This is a genomic window from Streptacidiphilus pinicola (assembly GCF_003258295.1).
GTDB lineage: Bacteria > Actinomycetota > Actinomycetes > Streptomycetales > Streptomycetaceae > Streptacidiphilus > Streptacidiphilus pinicola.
Genome location: NZ_QKYN01000189.1, coordinates 1 through 22,454 on the forward strand (window position 1 = coordinate 1; position 22,454 = coordinate 22,454).

Sequence of the window (22,454 nt, forward strand, 5' to 3'; positions counted from 1 at the left end):
CCCGCCCGCACCCGGGCCGCCGGAACCGTCCCCCGCCTCAGGCCGGGAAGGGGAAGTCGGCGGCCCGGGTGCCGGCGGGGCAGGCGTGGACGGTTCCCTCCGGCCCCCCGAGGCGGAGCTGCCAGGGGTGGGGGCTGTCGGTGGTGACGTGAAGGCGGTCGCCCTCGCGCCGCAGGTGGAAGCGGGCGGACTCGCCCGGTCCGTCGGGGCTCGGGATGACCACGGTGCGTTCGGCCCCGTCGGCGAAGGCGTGGACCCGCAGCTCGACGCCGTCCGCCCAGGCGGAGACCGGGTGCTGGTCGTCGGCGCCGAACGGGATGACGGAGTCGGGCCGGGCGAGCAGCGGCAGGGTGTGGAAGCCGTGCTGTTCGCGCACCCAGCGCGGGCCGGTGACCTGGTCCCCCGTCAGGACGTTGGTCCACGTCCCCTCGGGGACGTAGTAGTCGACGGTGCCGTCGTAGGTGAAGACGGGGGCGACGAGCAGGTCGTCGCCGAGCAGGTACTGACGGTCGAGGGTGGCCACGGCGGGGTCGTCGGGGAACTCCAGCACCATGGCCCGCATCGCCGGGACGCCGGTGGCATGCGCCTGCTGGGCCGCGCGGTGCAGGTAGGGAGCGAGGCGGTGCTTGAGGAGGGTGAACGCGCGGGTGACGTCGACGGCCTCCTCGCCGTAGTCCCACGGGACGCGGTAGGACTTGCTGCCGTGCAGGCGGCTGTGGGAGGAGAGCAGGCCGAACTGCACCCAGCGCTTGAAGACGGTCGGGGTGGGCGTGCCCTCGAAGCCGCCGATGTCGTGGCTCCAGAAGCCGAAGCCGGACAGCCCGAGGGAGAGCCCGCCGCGCAGCGACTCGGCCATGGCGCCGAAGTGCGACTCGCAGTCCCCGCCCCAGTGCACCGGGTACTGCTGGCCGCCGGCCGTCGCGGAGCGGGCGAAGAGCATGACCTCGCCCTCACCGCGCTCCTCGCGCAGCAGCTCGAACACGGCCTGGTTGTAGAGGTGGGTGTAGTAGTTGTGCATCCGCTCCGGATCGGAGCCGTCGTGCCAGACGACGTCGGTGGGGACGCGCTCGCCGAAGTCGGTCTTGAAGCAGTCCACGCCCTGCGCGAGCAGCTTGCGCAGTTCGCCGGTGTACCAGTCACGAGCGGCGGGGTTGGTGAAGTCCACCAATGCCATACCCGGCTGCCACAGGTCCCACTGCCAGACGCTGCCGTCGGCGCGCCGCACGAGGTAACCCGCGCGCCGACCCTCCTCGAACAGGTGCGACTTCTGCGCGATGTACGGGTTGACCCAGGCGCAGATCCGCAGCCCCTGCTCCTTGAGCCGGGCCAGCATGCCCGCCGGGTCGGGGAAGGTCTGCGCGTCCCAGGTGAAGTCGGACCACTGGTACTCGCGCATCCAGAAGCAGTCGAAGTGGAAGACGCTCAGCGGGATGCCGCGCTCGGCCATGCCGCCGACGAAGCGGTTGACGGTGGCCTCGTCGTAGTCGGTGGTGAACGAGGTGGTCAGCCACAGGCCCAGCGCCCAGGCCGGGGGCAGCGCCGGGCGCCCGGTCAGGGCGGTGTAGCGGGTCAGGATCTCCTTCGGCGTCGGGCCGTGGACGACGAAGTACTCCAGCGACTGGTCCTCGACGCTGAACTGCACCTGCCCGACGGACTCGGAGCCCACCTCGTAGCTCACCTTGCCGGGGTGGTTGACGAAGACGCCGTAGCCCTGGTTGGTCAGGTGGAACGGGATGTTCTTGTAGGCCAGTTCGCTCGTCGTACCGCCGTCGGCCTGCCAGATGTCCACCGTCTGACCGTTCTTGACGAACGGAGTGAACCGCTCCCCGAGCCCGTAGACCAACTCGCCGACGGACAGCGAGAGCTGGCCGAGCATGTAGTGCCGGCCATCGGCGTCGGTGACGAATCCGGTGCCGCGCTCCCCCGCCGTGGTCAGCACCCGCCCGTCGGCGCTGAACTCCAGCCGCCAGGGCTGGGAGGAGTCGACGCGCAGGGTCAGCGCACCGGAGCTGAGCTCCGCCGTCTCCCCGTCGCGGTGGACCTTCCCGGCGCCCTCCTCGGTGCCGGGGAGCGCGAACTCGGGTCCGCGGTCGACCGATCCGGCGTGGTGGGTGGCGCGCACCCCGATCACGCCCTCGGCGGGAGACCAGCAGTCGACCGTCAGCAGGGGGCTGTTGAGGGTGTCACCGCGTCCGCGCACGTGCTTGACCGGCGCGTAGAGCGTCAGTCGGTGCTCGTCGGCCCGGATGTCGGCGACTTCGGCGGCGAAGCGCGCGGTGCAGCCGGGCCGCATCAACCAGTAGCCGTCGGTGAACTTCATCAGGCAGCATCCTCCGTCCGCGCGGAGCGCGGTGATCAGGGCTTGGAAGGGGCAAAGAGGTGCGGTCAGCGCTCCGGCGCGAGTCCGCGCTCGGCGAGCCACTCCAGTTGGGTGGGCGGCGTGGAGCCGCAGCCGCTGCTGTGGTCGGCGAAGGGCCAGACGGTCATGGTCAGGTCCTCGCCGACGTAGTGGTTGAACGCGGCGTAGACGGTGGCGGGCGGGCAGACGGGGTCCATCAGGGCGACGCCGAACAGGGCCGGGGCGGTGGCCCGCTGGGCGAAGTGCACACCGTCGAGGTAGTCGAGGGTGGCGAAGGTCTGCTCGACCTTGTCGCGGCTGTGCCAGCGCAGGTAGTTGACGAGCTCCCGGTACGGGCCGTCCCCGGCGATCTGGACCGCCTGTCGGAAGTGGCACAGGAACGGCACGTCCGGCATCACGGCCGCCACCCGCTCCCCCAGCAGTCCGGCGACGGCGAGGGCCAGCCCGCCGCCCTGGCTGCCGCCCGTGACCACGATCCGGCCGGCGTCGAGGCCGGGCAGGTCCGCGACGGCGTCCACCGCCCGCGCGCAGTCGGTGATCAGGCGCCGGTGGTAGTGGTTCTCGGGTGAGTCGATGCCGCGGGTCATGAAGCCCTCGACCCACTGCGTGCCGTCGCCCTGGGTGCGGTCCGGGGTGTCATGGCCCTGGCCGCGGCTGTCGACGACGAGTTGGGCGTAGCCGGCCGCGGACCAGAAGAGGTGCTCGGTGGGCAGGCCGCGACCGGCGCAGTAGCCGAGGTAGGTGACGACGACCGGCAGCGGGCCTTCGGCTCCGCGGGGGCGCAGTAGCCAGGCCGCCACGGGTTCGCCGTTCCAGCCGGGGAAGCGCACGTCGTCCACCTCGACGGTGTGCAGCCGGAACCGCTCGGTGACGCGCTCGGCCTTCACCGCTCCGCCCTGCGCGCGGGCCTCGTCGAGGGTGCGTCGCCAGAAGGCGTCGAAGTCGTGCGGGGCGGGCGACTCCGGTCGGTAGCGGGCGAGTTCGTCGGCGCCGAAGTCCGTCAGCGGCATGGGCTCTCTCCGGGGTGAGGCAGGTGGGATGGGGTGGGCCGGGTAAGGAGGCGGCGGCCCGCCACCCTCAAGGCGGGCCGCCGCCGGTCGCTGGGCCGCTCTCAGTCGGCCGCGGGGGTTGAGCCGAACCGGAACGCCAACAGGCGGAAGGCGCCGTGCAGGACCAGGGTCAGGTCGTGGACCCCGTCCAGCACCCCGGACGACGCGAGGCCGGGCAGCTCCGTGCCCACCGTGGTCCAGGCGTAGCGGTCACCGGTCACGGGCACCGCGAGCCGGATGAGCTCCTGTCCGTCCGCGAGGATCTCCAGGCTCGCCTCGCCCGCTTCGCCGTCCGCACGCGCGACCTCGATGTCGACGCGGACCGCGCCGGTGAGGTCGACGGAGCGGAAGAGCAGCGTCGCGGGCCGCTCGGGATCGGCCGGGGTGACGGCGTCGCCGCCGATGCGGTTCACGTCGACGATGGCGATGGCCGCGTGGTCGTCGAAGTCGAGTGTCAGGGTTCGACGGTCGACGACCACGCGGGGCTGGGGGGCCGTCCCGGTCACCGTGAGCGGTGTGGTCAGGACGACGTCTTCGGCGGAGCGGGCGACCAGGACCTCGTAACCGCCGGGGTCGACGGTGAAGGCGCCGGTGGCCACGTCCCAGTGGGCGAGCCGCCCCGCGGGGAGCTCGAACGTCAGCTCCCGGCTCTCGCCGGGCTCCAGGCGTACCTTGCGGAAGTCGGCCAGGCGCAGCCGCGGCGCCTCGTAGCGGGTGTCGAGCGCCCGGACGTAGAGCTGGACGACCTCGCTACCGGTCCGGGCACCGCAGTTGGCGAGCGTCACCGTGACCTCGACCGATCCGTCCGGCGTGATCGACTCCTGCGAGAGGCGCAGGTCGCGGTGGGTGAAGGCGGTGTAGGACAGGCCGTGGCCGTAGGGGTAGAGGGGGGCGGCCCGGTGGTACTGGTAGGTCCAGCCCGCCGAGATGATGTCGTAGTCGAGCGGGTCGGGCAGGGGGTCCTCGCCCCGGTACCAGGTCTGCGGCAGGCGTCCGGCCGGTTCGGCCCCGCCCAACAGGACCTCGGCCAGCGCGTGGCCTGTCTCCTGCCCGCCGTGGGAGGTCCACACCACGGCGGGCAGGTGCTCGTCGGCCCAGTCGAGGGCGTAGGGGTAGCTGCTCGTCACCACGAGCGCGGTCTCCGGGCGGACGGCGGTGACCGCGCGCAGGAGTGCTTCCTGCCCCGCGGGGAGGGCGGTGTCGACCCGGTCCTCGGTCTCGCGGCCGTTGACCATCGGGTGGTTGCCGAGCACGACGACCGCAATGTCGGCGGCCTCGGCGGCCGCGCGTGCCTCGGCCGCGCCGTCGCGCAGCACCTCGCGCTGCCAGCGTTCGGCCGTCTCCGGGGTCTCGGCGGTGACCGCCACCCGGCCGTCGACGGGGTCGACTGCGGCGTAGCGGCCAGTCAGCACGGAGCGCAGCAGCACGGCGCCGTCCCCGGCGGGCTCCAGCCGGAAGGTCTCGTGCACGTCCCAGGTCTTGAGCAGTTCCCGGTCGGCGACGAGGGAGGCGTCGTCCTTGAGGCTGAGGTAGCGACCGGTCTCGACGTCGCGCAGGGTCAGCATGGCGCGTCCCCAGTCGACGACGTCGAACGCCGTCTTGCCGAGCAGCTCCCGACTCGTGCGCGAGCGCAGCGCGATGCGGTCGGCGCCCTCCTCCTGGACCACCTCGCCGCCCCGGGCGCCGAGCGCCGCGCCGAGTCCGGCCGCGACGGTGACCTGGTACGGGAGGGTGGCGCTGTACCAGTCCTCGCACAGGGTGCCGGCGAGCGGTCCGATGACGGCGACGCGCGGCGTGCGCGCCGGGTCGAGCGGCAGCAGGCCGGTGTTCTTGAGCAGCACCACCGACTCGGTCGCCGCCCTGCGGGCGAGGGACCGGTGCTCGGGGCTGTCGATCACCTCCGGGCCGATACCGGCGTACGGGTCGAGGTCAGGGTCGAACTCGCCGAGCCGGAAGCGGAGTTCGAGCTGGCGACGGACGGCCCGGTGGACGTCGGCCTCGTCGATCAGGCCGCGTTCCAGGGCCTCGCGCAGGCGGCCTACGGGGGTGGCGCTGTCCTCGCCGTGGTCGGTGAAGCTGTCGATGCCGGCCTTGAGCGCGGCGGCGTGGGACTCGGCGTGGTCGTCGAAGTAGTGCTCCGGATCGACCAGGTTGGAGGGCGCCTCGGCGTCGCTGACGACGAAGAGCTCGTACCCGGTGGGCTCGGCCCACCGGCGCAGCTCCGCCTCGATCAGCGGGGAGACGTGGCAGGGACGGCCGTTGACCAGGTTGTAGGCGGCCATCGCGCCGGTGGCGGCGCCGGAGGCGACGACGGGCCGGAAGGCGGCCAGGTCGTACTCGTGCAGCACGCGCGGCCGCAGTCCGGAGGAGGTGGTGCAGCGGTCGTCCTCGTTGTTGTAGGCGAGGAAGTGCTTGAGCACGGGCGCGGCGCGCAGGTGGTCGGGATCGTCCCCGGCCAGGCCGCGACAGAAGGCCTCGCCCAGGCGGGCGGTGTGCACCGGGTCCTCGGCGTAGCCCTCCTCGTTGCGGCCCCAGCGCGGGTCGCGCAGCAGGTTCAGCACGGGCGCCCAGGCCTGCAGGCTGATGGGCCCGCGCCCCGGGGCCATCAGCGGCTCGCGGTGGTGGTGGAAGGCGCGCAGTTCCACCGAGGTTGCCTCGCCGATCTCACGGACCAGCTCCTCGTCCCAGGTCGCGCCCAGTCCCACCGCCTGCGGGAAGACCGTCGCCTCGCCGAGCCACGCGACGCCGTGCAGCGCCTCGGATCCGGTGCGGAACGCCGCGACGCCCAGGCGTGGGACGGCCGGCGCGTACTGGTGCAGCATCGCGATCCGCTCGTCGGGTGTCAGCCGTTCGAGCAGGTCGTCGACGCGCTTGCGCAACGGCAGGGCGGGATCGCGGAACGGAAGCCGTTCGGTTGCGGACACGGACGGGGAACTCACGTGGCAAACCCTTCGGGCAGGTGGGGCTCGAAACAGAAGTCGAAGCGCATCGACTCTGACACGTGGCTGAAGGCCTGTCAACAGTCCCAGTAACAACGAGTTTTTGATTTGTTCAGGGCCTTGCCGAACCTGTAACGCGTCGTTAGTCTCGCCGCAACATCCAAGCGCTTCGACACTTCATCGTTGCCGGAGAAGGGCCGCCCCACCATGAGCACAGCGTTGAACCGCAGAACGTTCGTGAGCGCCGCCGTCTCGATCGCGGGAGCCACCGCGATGACCCCGCTGCTGTCCGCGTGCGGCGGCGGCAGCCAGCACAAGACGGGCGCGAACACCGCCCAGGGCCTCAAGTCCGCCCTGCCGGCCTACGTGCCCAGCACCAACCTCAAGGCCGACATCCCCTCCGTGGCGGGCGGCCCGGACGCGGCCACCGATCCCGGCTTCCTGAGCTACCCGGCCAGCCCCGTCGCCACCGTCTCCGGCGTGCCGGGCAAGGGCGGCAGCTACACCGCGGTCACGCCGCTCTGGGGCACCGTGCCGCCGGTGGGCAACTCCTTCTACCAGGCCATGAACAAGGCCCTCGGCGTCAACCTGACCATCAAGCCGGCCGACGGCAACAACTACAACACCATCATCCCGACCATGACGGCCGCCAAGAAGCTGCCCGACTGGATCCAGCTGCCGTCCTGGTGGGACTCGAACTTCAACGTCGGCGAGCTGGCCGGCACACAGCTCGCGGACCTGACGCCGTACCTGTCCGGCGACAACATCAAGAAGTACCCCAACCTGGCCGCCATACCCACCGCCGCGTGGCGCGTCGGCGCGTGGGACGACAAGATCTACGGAATCCCCTCCTTCTCCACCGGCTTCGCGATCGCGGGCACCACCTTCTACCGCCGCGACATCCTCGAATCGCGCGGCATCACCGCCGACCAGGTCACCTCCGCGGCCGACCTGATGAGCCTCGGCAAGGAGCTGACCAACGCCAAGAGCGGCGTATGGGCCTTCGACGACGTGTGGACCTACCTCTTCACGTTCTTCGGCGCCCCCCTGAACTGGAAGGTGGACAACGGCAAGCTGGTCTACAAGTACGAGACCCCGGAGTTCCTGGAGGCCCTGGACTGGCACTACCGCCTGGCCAACTCCGGTTACATGCACCCGGATGCGCTCGCGGGCGACTTCGCCAACGCGGCCACCCGCTTCTACGCCGGCAAGGTGCTCATCTCCGGCGGTGGAACCGGCGGTTGGAACCTCTCCGACTACCAGTCCGGCACCGCCGCGAACAAGAACTACCGGCGCGGTTCGTTCAACGCCTTCGCCGCCGACGGCAAGAGCACGCCCCAGTTCTACATGGGCGCCTCGACCAGCATCCTCAGCTACCTGAACGCCAACCTGAAGCCCGACCAGATCGAGGAACTCCTCTCGGTCGCCAACTACCTGGCCGCGCCCTACGGTTCGGCCGAGTACACGATGGTGAACTTCGGCGTGGAGGGCGTGCACCACACCCGGCAGAACGGCGTGCCCACCTTCACCGACGAGGGCAAGAAGGACGCACAGCCGACCACCTACGCCTTCCTCGCCTCCTCCCCCTCCGTCATCAGCAACCCCGGCGCGGACATCGTCACCAAGGACTACGCCGCCTGGCAGGCCGCGAACGTCAAGAACCTGGTCAAGCCGCCCTTCTGGGGCATGAACATCACCATGCCGCAGGAGATGGCCACCGCCAACGCCGCCCAGGCCGTCGAGGACACCATCAAGGACTGCTACCACGGCAAGAAGAAGGTGTCCGACGTGCAGGCCGCGATCGCGACCTGGAAGACCAACGGCGGCGGGGACCGTTTCACGCAGTGGATGACCACCAACGTCCTCGACAAGTACGGCACGGGCCAGTGAGCACGGCACGGGCCGAAACGGCCCGACGCCCCCCGCGCCTGAACTGGCGGATCAGGCTGCGGCGCGACAAGTCGCTGCTGCTGATGACGGTTCCGGCCGTCGTCCTGCTGCTGGCCTTCAACTACCTGCCGCTGTTCGGCCTGGCCACCGCGTTCCAGGACTACGACCCGCTCGTGGGCGTCTGGCACAGCGACTGGGTGGGCTTCGACCAGTTCCGGCAGCTCTTCGCGGACCCGCTGTTCTGGGAGTCGATGAAGAACACGCTCTACCTCAGCTTCGTCCAGCTGATCCTGTTCTTCCCGATCCCCATCGCGTTGGCCATCCTGCTCAACTCGGTGCTCAGCGAACGGCTGCGCAACTTCATCCAGTCGGTGGTCTACCTCCCCCACTTCTTCTCGTGGGTGCTCACCATCACGATCTTCCAGCAGATGCTGGGCGGCGCCGGCGCGCTGAACCTGTTCCTGCGCCAACACAACATGGGCGTCTGGGACATCATGACCAACCCGCACACCTTCGCCCTGCTGGTCACCGGGCAGGCGGTGTGGAAGGAGGCGGGCTGGGGGATCATCGTCTTCCTCGCCGCCCTCGCCGGAATCAACAACGAGCTCTACGAGGCCGCGGCGGCGGACGGGGCGGGCCGGTTCCGGCGGATGTGGCACATCACCCTGCCGAGCCTGCGCGGAGTGGTCGTGCTGATGCTGGTCCTGCGCCTGGGCAACGCGCTGTCGGTCGGATTCGAGCAGTTCCTGATCCAGCGCGTCGCGGTCGGCCACGACTCCGCGGACGTGCTCGACACCTTCTCCTTCTACTACGGCATCGCCACCGGCAACTACAGCTACGGAGCGGCGGCCGGGCTCTTCAAGAGCGTGATCTCGCTGCTGCTCATCTGGGGTGCGAACAGGCTGGCGCACGCCTTCGGAGAGGACGGGTTGTACCGGAAATGACCAACACGCTCACCATCGGCCGCAAGGGGCGCGAGCGCAGCGCGACCGCGCCGGTCCCCAGGCGCAGGGCGGGGTCCGCGCGCCCGCCGTGGCAGGAGCCGCCGACCACCGTCGGCCAGGCCGCGAAAGGGCTGACCCTCGGCGGCATGCTCGCCGTCGTCCTGGTGCCGCTGTGGATCATCGTGGTGACCAGCCTCTCCACCCCGGGCGCGATCAACCGCGCCGGCGGCCTGGTGGTCTGGCCGGACGGGCTGACCACCGAGGCCTACCGGGAGATGCTGAACGACCCGACCGTGCGCACCTCCCTGCTGGTGAGCCTCGCCATCACCGCGATCGGCACGGCGGTCTCCATGGCGGTCTCGGTCCTGTGCGCCTACGGCCTGTCGCGGCCCCGCTCACTCGGCCACCGCTTCATCCTGGTCCTGCTGGTCATCACCATGTTCATCAACGGGGGGCTCATCCCCACCTTCCTGGTGGTCACCGGCCTCGGCGGCTACGACCAGTGGTGGGCGCTGATCCTGCCGGGCTGCGTCTCGGTCTTCAACATCCTGATCCTGCGGTCCTTCTACAGCGACACCTCCGCCGAGCTGATCGACGCCGCGCGGATGGACGGCGCGGGTGACTGGCGCATCCTGTGGTCCGTCGTGCTGCCCACCTCGCGCGCGGTGACCGCGGTGATCGCGCTCTTCTACGCCGTCGGCTACTGGAACTCGTTCTTCAACGTCATGCTCTACATGCCGACGGACAGTGAGAAGTGGCCACTGCAGTACGTGCTGCTCACCTACGTGAACCGCGGTGTCGGTCTGCCGGGTTCGATCAACGCCGGTTTCGGCAACACCCACGCCCAAACAGCGCCGTTGTCCCTGCAGATGGCCGTGGTCGTGCTCACCCTCGTGCCGCTGCTGATCGTCTACCCGTTCGTACAGAAGCACTTCCGCACCGGCGTCCTCACCGGCGCGATCAAGGGCTGAGTCGGACCGGCCCAGGACGACGGTCCACACTGACCGGGAGCGGTTCCCGCGCGCCTCCCCGCCGCGTGACAGACCAGGGGACCGCTCCCCCAGCCCGAACCGACGCAAAGGAAACACAACGATGGCGACCATCGCCGACGTGGCCAAGCACGCAGGTGTCTCGTCGAGCACGGTGAGCTACGCGCTCAGCGGCAAGCGCTCGATCTCCGAGGAGACCCGCCAGCGGATCGAGCGGGCCATCGCGGAGCTCGGCTACCACCCCAACGCGGGGGCCCGCGCCCTCGCGGGCAAGCGCTCGCACATCATCGCGCTGGTGGTGCCGCTCCACACGGACGTCTACGTGCCCACGATGATGGAGATCGCCATCGCCGTCACCATGACGGCCCGTCAGCACGGCTACGACGTCCTGCTCATCACCAACGACGAGGGCCCCGAGGGGGTGCGCCGGGTCGCCGGCAGCGGCCTCGCCGACGGGGTGATCCTCATGGACGTCCGCCTCGACGACGACCGTGTCCCGGTCCTGCGCGCCCAGGGCATCCCCGCGGCCCTCATCGGGATCCCCGACGACCCGCACGGCCTGTCCTGCGTCGACCACGACTTCGGCGCCGCGGGCGCCCTCTGCGCCGACCACATGGCCGACCTCGGCCACCGCGACGTCGCGTTCATCGGCTACGCCGCCGGCGTCTACCAACGCCACGCCGGCTACGCCGAGCGCACCCTGAACGGCTTCCGCGACCAGGCGGAACAGCGCGGCCTGCGCTTCCTGCACCGACCGTGCGAGGGCACCTACGAGAGCACGGCGGGCACCTTGGCCCGCATCCTCTCGGACCGTCCGGCGACGACAGGGTTCGTGGTGCAGAACGAGGGCGCGATCGGCCCGCTGCTGAGCCTGCTCCGCGCCAGCGGGCGGACCGTCCCCGAGGACGCCTCGGTCATGGCCATCTGCCCCGACCAGCTGGCCGAGCAGTACGCGCCCCGGCTCAGCGCCGTCACCGGCCCGCCGAAGGAGCTCGGCTCGGTTGCCGTCGAGCAGGTCATGGCCCGGATCGCCGCGGTCGCCGACGGCGCGCCGCAGCCGGAGGACGGGCTGATGCTGCTCTCCCCGGAACTGGTGATCCGGGAGAGCACCACCTGGGCGCCGCGCCGGCGCCCGGACCAGTGACGCCCCTACCAGAGGAGCAGTTATGACGACCCGTCGCCTGACGGACCGCCTCGGCGGCCTCGCCTTCGGCGGTGACTACAACCCGGAGCAGTGGGACGAGGAGGTCTGGAAGCAGGACGACGAGCTGATGCGCCGGGCCGGGGTCAACCTGGCCACGGTCGGCGTCTTCTCCTGGGCGCTGCTGGAGCCGGAGGAGGGCCGCTACGACTTCGCCTGGCTCGACGCCCACCTGGACCGCCTCCACGCGAACGGCGTCTCCGTCGACCTGGCCACGCCGACCGCGTCCCCGCCGCCGTGGTTCACCCTCGCCCACCCGGACGCCCTGCCCGTCGGCCCCGACGGCACCCGGCTGACGCACGGCAGCCGCGACACCTACTGCCTCGCCGCGCCCGCCTACCGCGACGCCGCCCGTCGCGTCGCGAGCGCCCTCGCGCAGCGCTACGGCGACCATCCGGCGCTGGCGCTGTGGCACGTGCACAACGAGTACGTGACGCTGTGCTGGTGCGACCACACCGCGGCCGCGTTCCGGGTCTGGCTGCAGGCCCGGCACGGTTCGCTGGACGTCCTCAACGAGGCCTGGGGAACCGCGTTCTGGAGCCAGCGGTACACCTCCTGGGAGCAGGTCCTGCCGCCCCGCGCCACCCAGTGGCACCAGAACCCGGGGCAGGCGCTCGACTTCCGGCGCTTCTGGTCCGACGAGACCCTGGCCGCCTACCGCGAGCAGCGCGACGTCATCCGCACCGCGAGCGACCGTCCCGTGACGACCAACCTGATGCTGCCCGGTTACCAGAACCTCGACCTGTGGGCCTTCGGCCGCGAGGTGGACGTGGTCAGCATCGACCACTACCCGACGGGTCCGGGGTTGGACGCCGCCGCTGACACCGCGTTCGGCGCCGACCGCGCCCGTTCCTTCGCGGGCGGCGCGCCCTGGCTGCTGATGGAGCAGGGCACCAGCACCGTCTACGCAGGGGACCGCGTGCTCGGCAAGGAGCCGGGCGAGATCCTGCGCCACTCGCTCGGCCACATCGCCCGCGGCTCGGAGGGCGCGCTGTTCTTCCAGTGGCGCCAGTCGCGGGCCGGTGCCGAGACGTGGCACTCGGCGATGGTGCCGCATGCCGGACCGGACAGCCGCACCTTCCGCGAGGTGACCGAGACCGGCGCGGCCGTCGCCCGCCTCGGTGAGCTCGCCGGCTCCACCGTGCGGGCCGAGGTGGCGGTGCTGCACGACTCCGACGCCTGGTGGGCGCTGGACGTCGACGGCCTGCCCTCGGCCGAACTCGACTACCACGCCGCCCTGCGCCGCGCCCACCGCACCCTGTGGGACGCGGGCGTCACCGTCGACCTGGCCCACCCCGAGCAGGAGCTCGGACGCTACCGCCTCGTCGTCGCCCCGGCGCTGTTCCTGCTCTCCGACGCGGGCGCGGCCAACCTGCGCGGCTACGTCGAGGACGGCGGCACCCTGCTCGTCCAGCACGCGGCGGGCTACGTCGACGACCGCCTGCACGCCCGCCTCGGCGGCTACCCGGCGGCGGCGCTGCGCGAGGCGCTCGGCATCCGGGTCGAGGAGTACCGGCCGCTCGGGCGCGACGAGCGGATCGTGCTGTCCGACAGCTCGCACGCCGCCGCCTGGAGCGAGTCGCTGCGCGTCGAGGGCGCGGAGGCGCTCGCCTCCTACACCCACGGCCTGCTCGCGGGCAGCCCCGCGCTCACCCGCCACCGCTTCGGCGCCGGGCACGGGTGGTACGTGTCCGCCCGCCTCGACGACGCCGACCAGGCCGGGCTGGTGACACGGCTGCTGGACGCCGCCGGTGTCCAGCCCGAGCTGCCCGGGCTGCCGCCGGCCGTGGAGGCCGTCACGCGGCACGCCGAGGACGGCCGCCGCTGGCACGTCGTCATGAACCACGGCGCCGAGCCCGCACGACTGCCGGAGCCCTTGCAGGACCTGCTGACCGACGGCCCCGTGAGCGAACTGCCGCCCGGCGGCTGCGCGGTCCTGCGCGCACGCTGAACCGCCCTTTCCAGCCGCACCGGCCCGCTCAACCCGCACTTCGCCGCTCCCCACCCGGAGGCGCACCAATGAGAGCGTTAACATTCCGTCAGCGCATGACCGCCGTCGCCGCGACCCTGTCGCTCGCGGTGGCCTGCGCCGTCACCGCCGCCGCGCCGCCCGCGGCCGCCGACAGCGCCGTGTCGGTGTCGGTGGACGCCGCCCAGCAGCTCGCCGTCATCCCCAGCACCGGGGTCGGCGTCAACGAGGCGGTCTACGACCCGCACATGAACAGCTCCGACATCCCCGGCCTGCTCAGCGGTGCGGGCATGGGAGCCGTGCGGTACCCCGGCGGCAGCTACGCCGACGGTTACCACTGGCAGACCAACACCGAGCAGGGCGGCGGCTACGTCGCCCCGAACACCGACTTCGACGCCTTCATGGGCACGGTGCGCGCCGCCGGCGCGCAGCCGATCATCACCGCCAACTACGGCTCGGGCACCCCGCAGGAGGCGGCGGCCTGGGTCCAGTACGCGAACGTGACCAAGGGCTACGGGGTCAAGTACTGGGAGATCGGCAACGAGGTCTACGGCAACGGCGAGTACGGCGCCACCTGGGAGACCGACACCCACTCCAGCCACAGCGCCACCACCTACGCGAACAACCTGCTGCAGTACGTCTCGGCGATGAAGGCCGTCGACCCGAGCATCAAGATCGGCGTCGTGCTGACCACCCCCGGCTTCTGGCCGGACGGCATCGTCGGGCCGGGCGACTCGATGGACTGGAACCACACGGTCCTGTCGATCGCGGGCTCCAAGATCGACTACGTCATCGTGCACACCTACCCGGACAGCACCAGCGAGGCCGACCTGCTGGGCAAGCCGCAGGCCCTGATCCCGGGCATCGCGGGCAGCGTGCACGCACTGATCAACCAGTACGCCGGCACCAACGCCCCCAACGTCGGCATCGCGGTGACCGAGGCCAACGCCACCAGCTACCGCGACACCGCCCCGAACGGGCTGTTCGCCCCCGACGAGTACCTCACCTGGATGGAGAACGGCGCCTTCACCACGGACTGGTGGGCCCTGCACAACGGGTCCAGCTGCTCCGGGCTGACGACCGTGGACGGCGCCACCGACTACAACGACTACGGCATGCTCGCCAGCTCCTCCTGCGAGCCGCCGCAGGACACCCCCTTCCCCGCCTACTACGGCACCCAGATGATCACCAAGCTGGGCTCGCCCGGTGACACCCTGGTCAAGGCCGCCAGCTCGTCCTCGCTGCTGTCCGCGCACGCCGTCCGCCGCGCCGACGGCGACGTGGACGTCATGCTGATCAACAAGGACCCGAACAACACCGCGACGGTGAGCCTGTCCTACGCGGGCTTCACCCCGTCCTCAGGCACCCCGACCGTCTACTCCTACCTGGAGAACGCCCACTCGATCGGCTCGGCGCAGTCCGGCAGCGCCACCACCCAGACCGTGCCGGCCTACGGGATCACGGTCGTGCAGATGCACCCCACCAGCGCGAGCTGCCGGGTCGTCTACAACAAGAACGAGTGGAACGGCGGCGTGGTGGGCTCGGTGACCATCACCAACACCAGCGGCTCGCAGGTCAACGGCTGGGACCTCGGCTTCAACTTCGCCGGGGACACCAACGTCACCAAGTTCTGGAGCGCGACGGTCTCGCAGAGCGGCCCGAGCGTGAACGCCGGCAACGTCTCCTACGACGCCGCGATCGCACCCGGCGGCAGCGTCCAGTGGGGCTTCCAGGCCACCTGGTCCAGCAGTGACGCCGACCCGTCCGCCTTCTGGTTCAACGGCGCGGCCTGCTCGATCGGCTGAACCCCCGACCGGTGATGCCCCGGAGGCCACCCCAGGAGCGCCGGGGCATCACCACCCCCATGTCAGCGAAAGGAACTGACCACGTGTCAGAGCAGCACCAGCCGGGCGGCACCGTCGCCAATCCCGTCATCCCCGGCTTCCATCCGGACCCCAGCATCTGCCGGGTCGGCGACGACTACTACCTCGCCTGCTCCAGCTTCGAGTACTTCCCCGGCATCCCCGTCTTCCACAGCCGGGACCTGGTGCACTGGACGCAGCTCGGCAACGCCCTCGACCGGCCGAGCCAGCTGCGCCTTCCGCTCGGCATGCCGTCCTCGGCCGGGATCTACGCCCCTACCCTGCGCCACCACGACGGCCGCTTCTGGCTGATCGTCACCAACGTGGGCGACGGCGGCAACATGCTCTTCACCGCCACCGACCCGGCGGGACCCTGGTCCGATCCGGTCCCGCTGCCCGACGTCCCCGGCATCGACCCCGACCTCGCCTGGGACGAGGACGGCACCTGCTGGGTCACCGTCGCCGGGATCTCCCAACTGCGCATCGACCCGCACACCGGCGAGGCGCTCGGACCGGCGCACCGCCTGTGGTCCGGCACGCCGGGCGCGCTGGCCCCCGAGGCCCCGCACCTCTACCGGATCGGCGACTACTGGTACCTGCTCATCGCCGAGGGCGGCACCGAACGCGGCCACGGCGTGTCCGTCGCGCGCGGCCGCACACCCACAGGGCCCTTCGAACCCTGCCCGGCCAACCCGATCCTGACGCACCGCAGCACCGACCGCCCGATCCAGAACACCGGCCACGCGGACCTGGTGCAGGGCCCCGACGGCTCGTGGTGGCTGGTGCTGCTGGGCGTACGACCGGGCGGCGGCACCCCCGGCTGGCACGTGCTGGGCCGCGAGACCTTCCTCGCGCCGGTCACCTGGGTGGACGGCTGGCCCGTCGTCGGCGACCTCACCCCCGAGATCGCCGCGCCCACCTGGCCGCTCCAGCCCGTCCCCGCCGCTCCCGCGCGCGACGACTTCGACCAGCCCGACCTGCACCCGCGCTGGATCTCCGTGCGGCAGCGCCCGGCCGAACTGTGCTCGACCAAGGAACGCCCCGGCTGGCTGACCCTCCACGCCGCCGGCGGCTCCCTCGACGAGCCGGACGTGGTCTTCGTGGGCCGCCGCCAGCAGCACCTGGCCTGCGCGGCGCGCACGTTGGTCGACCCGTCAGAAGGGCACGGCGGCCTGGCCGTCCGGCTGGACGAGAGCCACCACTACGAGATCGAGGCGGGCGCGGGCGCGGTCAGGGTGTTCGCCCGTATCGGCCCGCTGCGCACCGAGGTGGCGTCCCTTCCGATGCCCACCGGGCCGGTGGTCCTCGGCGTCGAGATCACCCCGCAGCCGCCGCGGGACGCGCGTTCCGGACCCGACTCCCTCTCCTTCGGCGTCGAGGAGCCGGACGGCACGTTCGCCGTGCTCGCCACTCTCGAAGGCCGGTACCTCTCGACCGAGGTCGCCGGCGGATTCACCGGCCGCGTGATCGGCCTGTACGCCGCCGCGGGCTCCGTGCACTTCGACTGGTGCGACTACCGGTCGCACTGAACCCAGCACCCCACCGCACCCCCGGAAGCGAAAGGACGGCACCACCATGACGCACGACCTGACGAGGGCACGCCACCGCGCAGGCAAGGCCGGCCTGGCCACGACCGCGGCTCTGCTCCTGCTGGCCCCGGCGACGCTCGGCACCGACGCGTTCGCCGCGGAGCGCGCGACCCCGCCTGCATCCACCGACGCGACCCCGATGGTCCACAACCGGGCCATGGACGCCGTCGCACAGATGCAGCCGAGCTGGAACATGGGCAACAGCCTGGACGCCATCCCCGACGAGACCTCCTGGGGCAATCCGCCCGCGACAAAGGCACTGTTCGACGACATCAAGTCGCAGGGATTTCACAGCGTCCGCATCCCCGTCACCTGGAGCAACCACCAGTCGGCGACCGCCCCTTACACCATCGACCCCGCCTATCTGGCCCGGGTCAAGCAGGTGGTCGACTTCGCTCTGGCCGACGGCCTGTACGTGGACATGAACGTCCACCACGACTCCTGGCAGTGGATCACGAACATGCCCACTCAGCACGACCAGGTGCTGGCCAGGTTCAACGCGACCTGGACGCAGATCGCGGACACCTTCCGCAACGAGTCGGACCGGCTGCTCTTCGAGAGCGTCAACGAGCCCGGCTTCACCAACACCACCGGCGACGCCCAGAAGATGGCACTGCTCGACGAGTTGAACAACTCCTTCCACAGCGTCGTGCGCCAGTCGGGCGGCAAGAACGGCACGCGCCTGCTGATCCTTCCGCCCGTCGGCTCCAGCCCGGACCAGACCCTGATGGAGCACCTGGCCGCCGACATGGCCACGCTGCACGACCCGAACCTGGTCGCCACCGTGCACTACTACGGCTTCTGGCCGTTCAGCGTGAACATCGCGGGCTTCACCACGTTCAACGCCCAGACGCAGCAGGACCTCACCGACGCCTTCAACCGGATGCGCGACATCTTCACCTCCAAGGGCATCCCGGTCTACCTCGGCGAGTACGGGCTGCTCAGCGAGCCCAACTCCGGCATCGTCGAGCGCGGCGAGATGCTCAAGTACTACCAGGAGGTCGCCTACCAGGCGCGCCTCGACCACGTGACCACCGCGCTGTGGGACGACGGCAACTTCCTCGACCGCAACGCGCTGCAGTGGCGTGACCCGGCCCTGTACTCCTGGATCAGGTCGAGCTACCGCACCGAGTCCGGCACCGCCTCCACCGACCAGGTCTTCGTCCCGAAGTCCGGCCCCGTCAACGCCCAGACCCTCACCCTCGACCTCAACGGCAAGGGCTTCCAGGGCATCTGGCAGGGCGGCACCCGGCTGGTCCGGGGCCGGGACTACGCCGTCTCCGGCAACCAGCTCACCCTCACCGCGGCCGAGCTCGCCAAGCTGACCGGCTCCGGGGCGTACGGCGTCGACTCCACGCTCCAGGTCCGCTTCTCCGGTGGCCTCCCCTGGCAGATCCAGGTGATCACCAACGACACGCCGGTGCTCTCCGCCGCGACCGGCACCAGCACCTCCTTCTCCCTCCCCACCCAGTTCCGCGGTGACCGGCTGGCCACCATGGAGGCGACCTACGCCGACGGCACCGGCGCCGGCCCCGCCTCCTGGACCACCTACCAGGAGTTCGGCACCTCCTTCTCCCCCGACTACACGGGCGGCGCCCTGAGCCTCACCTCCGCGTTCCTCTCGGCGCTCAAGGACGGCGCCCCGGTGACGCTCACCTTCCACTTCTGGAGCGGCGCGACCGTGACCTACCACGTGACCAAGTCCGGCACCTCGGTCACCGGCACCACCTCCTGACCGCTCCGTTGGATCCGCCCGCGCGAAACTTCGCGCGGGCCGGCAACCTTTCCGCGCGCGGCGGCAACGAAGCGGTGGAACACCGACTCGACCGGACCGACCGAACGGATGGGCATGAGGGGAACGAGGCACGCCGCGCCGCAGTCACGGCGCAGGCGCTGGCGTGGACGCGAGCTGACCACGGGCATACCGGCGGCGCTGCTGGCCGTGGGCGTGCTGACATGCCTGGCGCTGACGTTCCTGCCGAGTTGGGGCCCGAACGACGCGGGGCGTGCCGTCACCGCGGCCCAGGCGGGCGCCACACCCGGCGCCGGACCGGCGACTGCCTCCGGAGCCGTCGGAGCCGCGCACGCGGCGGTGCTGCCCACCGGCACCGGCAGGGCGTCCACGTCCGCCTCCGCCTCCGCCTCGGCGTCGCGATCGGCCTCGACCGGCGGCACGGCGGCTACGGGATCAGCAGGGTCCGCGACGGCGCCACTGGCCGGGCGGATCAAGCCCTCCGTCACCTACCACGGCGTCGCGACCGCCTACGCCGCCGCGGACGGCAACGGGTCGTGCCTGTTCGGGCCCTCCGAAGACCTCATGATCGCGGCGATGAACTACACGGACTACGAGTCGTCCAAGGCCTGCGGCGCCTACGTGCTCGTGCGCGCCGCCAACGGCGCCTCCCTGACGGTGCGGATCGTCAACGAGTGCCCCCTGCCCTGCGCGCCCGGCCAGCTCGACCTGAGCCAGCAGGCCTTCGCGCGGCTCGCCGACCTCTCGGTCGGCCGCCTCCCGATCACCTGGACGCTGCTGAGCCCCGCCTCGCCGGGCCCGCTCTCCCTCCGGTACAAGACGGGCTCCACCCAGTGGTGGTGCGGCATCCAGGTGATCGGCCACCGGAACCCGGTCGCCCTGCTGGAGGTCCGGACCGCCGCGGGCGGCTGGCGCCGGCTCCCGCGCACCGACTACGACTACTTCGTCTCCAGCGACGGCAGCGGGTGCGGCGGACCGATCAGGATCACCGACATCTACGGTCAGCAGCTGACCGTCGACGGGATCGCGGTGCGGCCGGACGTCGCCCAGCCGACCGGTGTCCAGTTCGCCCGGCATTAACCGGGCCGCCATCCAGCCGCCTGGACCCGTTGACGACCGCTGTTACCCTCATGCGTCTTGTTAACGCGCACATGCAAGAAAGGGCGACCGAGGGAGTGCTCCCTGACGACGCGTCCGCAGAGTTCCACGACTTCTTCGAACGCCACTACGCCGAACTGGCCCGCTTCGCGCACCTGCTGACCGGAGAGGCGGACGCGGCCGACGACCTGGCCGCCGACGCCCTGGTCACGCTCTGGCAGCGCTGGGACCGGCTCCGCGCCGCCGAGCACCCGCGCGCCTACGCGCGCGGCGTGGTCGCCAACATGGCCCGCGAACGGGTCCGCAGCACGGTACGGGAGCGCCGTCGGATCACGCTGTTCTGGTCCCGCGTCCCGGAACGGACGGACGGCCCCGATGTGGCCGCCGTGCTCGACGTGCGCACGGCGCTGACCAGGCTGCCGTTCCGCAGGCGGGCGTGCGTGGTGCTGCGCCATGCCTTCGACCTGTCGGAGAAGGACACCGCGATGGCCCTGGGCATATCGGTCGGTACGGTGAAGAGCCAGACCTCGAAGGGGCTGGCCGAGCTGGAAAGGATCCTCGGCGTACGATCCGCCGAGGTGTTGGTGGCAGGGAGGAGGGTTCCGTGAGTGAGGAGATCAAGCGGCAGCTGCGCGAGTCCGCCCAGGCCTACCGGCCCGACCGCGCGAGGATGCTGGCCCGCGCCGAGCGCGGCCTGGACGGCCCGGCCGTCCGTCACCGCACCCGCCCGTTCAAGCGGTCGGGCCCCCGGACGGTGCTCGCCGGTCTCGCCACGGCCGGTCTGCTGGCGACCGGCGGCTTCGCCGTCGCCGACATCGTGCGGGGCCCGTCGCCGACGACCACCGTGACCACACCGACCGACTCGCCGTCGACCACTGCCCGTCCGACCCCGTCGCCGTCCGACTCCTCCCCCGGCTCACCGTCGGCCACGACCGGGGGCGGCTCGCGCCCGGCTCAGCCCACCGGGCCACGGCCCGAGGCCGGGCCGCTGTGGTCGGTCGGCTCGGTGGACGCGCACAGCACCGTCTACTGGTCACAGAGCGACCTCGTGCTGAGGACCACTCAGCCGCTGACCACGCTCACCCTGGAGCTGCGCATCGCGCAGACCGGCGGTGTACAGAGCACAGGCAGTTGGCGCACCCTGCCGGTCGACGACTTCACCGTCACGGTGCGGGAGGTCGGCGGCACGCTGGTCTACCGGTGGGTGCTCAAGCCCGGCCTGACCGTACCTGCCGGCCAGTACGAGTTCGCCGCCCAGTTCAACCACGCCACCGGGGTGCGGGACACGGCCGGCGACCGCTACCGCGTCGACGCGCGGACGGCGGCCGGCCCTCCCGTCGCGGTCTGGGGCGGGTTCGTCCCGGCAGGGTAGCGCTCGCGGGGACAGCGGGGCTCTCGGTCGTGGTGCGCCACGGCCGGGGGCGGAGTGCCGAGTCTGCTTGTATAGGAGTCACCGCAACGCGCTGACCTGAGGAGTCACCCCTGAACGCCCCCGCCGCCGAACTGCTCTCCGTCGTGCTGCTGGTGGGGGTGCTGGTCTGTGCGGTCGTGCGCCCGTGGGGTTGGCCCGAGGCCGTGGTCGCGGTCCCGGCAGCCGCCGTCGTGGTCGGCGCGGGCGCCATCTCGTGGTCGCACGCGGCGACGGAGCTGGGCCGGCTCGGCCCGGTCGTCGGCTTCCTGGCCGCCGTGCTGGTGCTCGCTCAGCTCTGTGCCGACGAGGGCCTCTTCCAGGCCTGCGGGGCGTGGATGGCGCGGACGGCGGCCGGGCGCCCGCGCCGGCTGCTGGTGCAGGTCTTCGCCGTCGCCTCGGTGATCACGGCGGTGCTGAGCCTGGACGCGACCGTCGTGCTGCTCACCCCGGTCGTCTTCGCGACCGCCGCCCACCTCGGGGCCCGGCCCAAACCGCACCTGTACGCCTGCACGCACCTGTCCAACACCGCGTCACTGCTGCTCCCCGTCTCCAACCTCACCAACCTGCTCGCCTTCGCCGCCGCCGGCGTGAGCTTCACCCGCTTCGCGTCGCTGATGGCTCTGCCCTGGCTGGTCGCCATCGGCGTCGAGTACCTGGTGCTGCGCCGCTTCTTCGCCGCCGATCTGGACGCGGGTGCCGAGGCACCGGCCGACACCGAGGTTCCCCACCTCCCCTGGTTCGCGTTGCTCACCGTCGCCGGGACACTCGCCGGATTCGTCGCCACCTCCGCGCTCGACGTCAACCCGGCCTGGGCCGCGTTCGCGGGCGCGGCGATCCTCGCCGTCCGCGCGCTGGCCCGGCGCGGCACCACCCCGGCGGCGATCGTCCGCTCCGCCGCCCTGCCGTTCCTCGCGTTCGTCCTCGCGCTCGGCGTCGTCGTGCGGGCGGTGGTGGACAACGGGCTCGCGTCGGGGCTCGCGCACCTGGTTCCGCACAGCAGCACGCTGCCCGCGCTGCTCGGCGTCGCCGCCCTGGCGGCCGTGCTCGCGAACGTCATCAACAACCTGCCCGCCACGCTGGTGCTCGTCCCGCTCGCCGCCCCGGCCGGGGCGGGCGCGGTCCTGGCGGTGCTGCTGGGTGTCAACATCGGCCCCAACCTCACCTACGCCGGCTCGCTCGCGACCCTGCTGTGGCGGCGCATCGTCCGCGAGCACGAAGGCGACGTGGACCTGGGCGAGTTCACCCGGCTGGGCTTGCTGGTCGTGCCCGCCGCGCTCACGCTGGCGGTCGTGGCACTGTGGGCGTCACTGCAGATCGTCGGAGGGTGAGCAGAGCCGTGGCCGTCGTCGTCTGGATCACCGAGGGAACCTGGCCCGCCTGCGTGGACGCCGCCCGCGCCCA

Annotated in this window: 15 protein-coding genes; 12 read left to right on the forward strand and 3 right to left on the reverse strand. The window is 71.5% G+C overall.

What is annotated here, in order from left to right; genetic code table 11:
* Nucleotides 1–37 precede the first annotated feature (37 nt).
* The 3 genes from yicI to DN069_RS35615 all read right to left on the reverse strand — a co-directional run bounded on the left by yicI (nt 38) and on the right by DN069_RS35615 (nt 6,332).
* A complete protein-coding gene (gene yicI / locus DN069_RS35605; protein WP_111507396.1) occupies nt 38–2,320 on the reverse strand; it encodes an alpha-xylosidase in 2,283 nt (760 codons plus the stop codon).
* Nucleotides 2,321–2,385: 65 nt separating this feature from the next.
* The gene (locus tag DN069_RS35610; RefSeq protein ID WP_111507397.1) at nt 2,386–3,369 is read right to left on the reverse strand and encodes an acetylxylan esterase; all 984 of its coding nucleotides are present in this window, start codon (nt 3,367–3,369) and stop codon (nt 2,386–2,388) included.
* Nucleotides 3,370–3,470: 101 nt separating this feature from the next.
* A complete protein-coding gene (locus DN069_RS35615; protein WP_243640208.1) occupies nt 3,471–6,332 on the reverse strand; it encodes a glycoside hydrolase family 3 protein in 2,862 nt (953 codons plus the stop codon).
* Between the two features lie 222 nt (nt 6,333–6,554).
* On the opposite strand from DN069_RS35615, the gene DN069_RS35620 reads away from it, so the two are divergent.
* From DN069_RS35620 to DN069_RS35675, 12 genes are all read left to right on the forward strand, one after another.
* The gene (locus DN069_RS35620; RefSeq protein ID WP_133260155.1) at nt 6,555–8,237 is read left to right on the forward strand and encodes a type 2 periplasmic-binding domain-containing protein; all 1,683 of its coding nucleotides are present in this window, start codon (nt 6,555–6,557) and stop codon (nt 8,235–8,237) included.
* Nucleotides 8,234–9,181: an ABC transporter permease gene (locus tag DN069_RS35625; RefSeq protein WP_243640209.1), complete on the forward strand. Its 948-nt coding sequence runs from the start codon at nt 8,234–8,236 to the stop codon at nt 9,179–9,181. Before DN069_RS35620 ends, DN069_RS35625 begins: the two co-directional genes overlap by 4 nt.
* Complete coding sequence (locus DN069_RS35630) at nt 9,178–10,152, forward strand: carbohydrate ABC transporter permease (protein WP_111507400.1); 975 nt, start codon at nt 9,178–9,180, stop codon at nt 10,150–10,152. The genes DN069_RS35625 and DN069_RS35630 overlap by 4 nt, the downstream gene beginning before the upstream one ends.
* A gap of 121 nt (nt 10,153–10,273) precedes the next feature.
* Entirely contained in the window at nt 10,274–11,314 is a 1,041-nt protein-coding gene (locus DN069_RS35635; RefSeq protein WP_111507401.1) for a LacI family DNA-binding transcriptional regulator, read from the forward strand.
* A 22-nt stretch (nt 11,315–11,336) separates the two neighbouring features.
* Nucleotides 11,337–13,322 (forward strand): beta-galactosidase, encoded by a 1,986-nt coding sequence (locus DN069_RS35640; RefSeq protein ID WP_111507402.1) that lies wholly within the window; start codon nt 11,337–11,339, stop codon nt 13,320–13,322.
* A 95-nt stretch (nt 13,323–13,417) separates the two neighbouring features.
* Entirely contained in the window at nt 13,418–15,145 is a 1,728-nt protein-coding gene (locus DN069_RS35645) for a cellulose binding domain-containing protein (RefSeq protein ID WP_243640210.1), read from the forward strand.
* A gap of 83 nt (nt 15,146–15,228) precedes the next feature.
* Complete coding sequence (locus DN069_RS35650; protein WP_111507404.1) at nt 15,229–16,731, forward strand: glycoside hydrolase family 43 protein; 1,503 nt, start codon at nt 15,229–15,231, stop codon at nt 16,729–16,731.
* Between the two features lie 46 nt (nt 16,732–16,777).
* On the forward strand, nt 16,778–18,526 hold the full coding sequence (locus DN069_RS35655; RefSeq protein WP_111507405.1) for a cellulase family glycosylhydrolase: 1,749 nt from the start codon (nt 16,778–16,780) through the stop codon (nt 18,524–18,526).
* Nucleotides 18,527–18,640: 114 nt separating this feature from the next.
* Complete coding sequence (locus DN069_RS35660) at nt 18,641–19,624, forward strand: expansin EXLX1 family cellulose-binding protein (RefSeq protein WP_111507410.1); 984 nt, start codon at nt 18,641–18,643, stop codon at nt 19,622–19,624.
* Nucleotides 19,625–19,719: 95 nt separating this feature from the next.
* On the forward strand, nt 19,720–20,250 hold the full coding sequence (locus DN069_RS35665; RefSeq protein ID WP_111507406.1) for a SigE family RNA polymerase sigma factor: 531 nt from the start codon (nt 19,720–19,722) through the stop codon (nt 20,248–20,250).
* Nucleotides 20,247–21,014 (forward strand): hypothetical protein, encoded by a 768-nt coding sequence (locus DN069_RS35670; RefSeq protein WP_111507407.1) that lies wholly within the window; start codon nt 20,247–20,249, stop codon nt 21,012–21,014. The genes DN069_RS35665 and DN069_RS35670 overlap by 4 nt, the downstream gene beginning before the upstream one ends.
* 110 nt (nt 21,015–21,124) lie before the next feature.
* The gene (locus tag DN069_RS35675) at nt 21,125–22,381 is read left to right on the forward strand and encodes an SLC13 family permease (protein ID WP_111507408.1); all 1,257 of its coding nucleotides are present in this window, start codon (nt 21,125–21,127) and stop codon (nt 22,379–22,381) included.
* Nucleotides 22,382–22,454: the final 73 nt, after the last annotated feature.

What these genes read in the sequence shown, in the direction of transcription:
- DN069_RS35660 (WP_111507410.1), top strand. Translation starts at nt 18,641, where the DNA reads ATGAGGGGAACGAGGCACGCCGCGCCGCAGTCACGGCGCAGGCGCTGG.
- yicI (WP_111507396.1), bottom strand. Translation starts at nt 2,320, where the DNA reads ATGAAGTTCACCGACGGCTACTGGTTGATGCGGCCCGGCTGCACCGCG.
- DN069_RS35635 (WP_111507401.1), top strand. Translation starts at nt 10,274, where the DNA reads ATGGCGACCATCGCCGACGTGGCCAAGCACGCAGGTGTCTCGTCGAGC.
- DN069_RS35640 (WP_111507402.1), top strand. Translation starts at nt 11,337, where the DNA reads ATGACGACCCGTCGCCTGACGGACCGCCTCGGCGGCCTCGCCTTCGGC.
- DN069_RS35610 (WP_111507397.1), bottom strand. Translation starts at nt 3,369, where the DNA reads ATGCCGCTGACGGACTTCGGCGCCGACGAACTCGCCCGCTACCGACCG.
- DN069_RS35620 (WP_133260155.1), top strand. Translation starts at nt 6,555, where the DNA reads ATGAGCACAGCGTTGAACCGCAGAACGTTCGTGAGCGCCGCCGTCTCG.
- DN069_RS35645 (WP_243640210.1), top strand. Translation starts at nt 13,418, where the DNA reads ATGACCGCCGTCGCCGCGACCCTGTCGCTCGCGGTGGCCTGCGCCGTC.
- DN069_RS35655 (WP_111507405.1), top strand. Translation starts at nt 16,778, where the DNA reads ATGACGCACGACCTGACGAGGGCACGCCACCGCGCAGGCAAGGCCGGC.
- DN069_RS35630 (WP_111507400.1), top strand. Translation starts at nt 9,178, where the DNA reads ATGACCAACACGCTCACCATCGGCCGCAAGGGGCGCGAGCGCAGCGCG.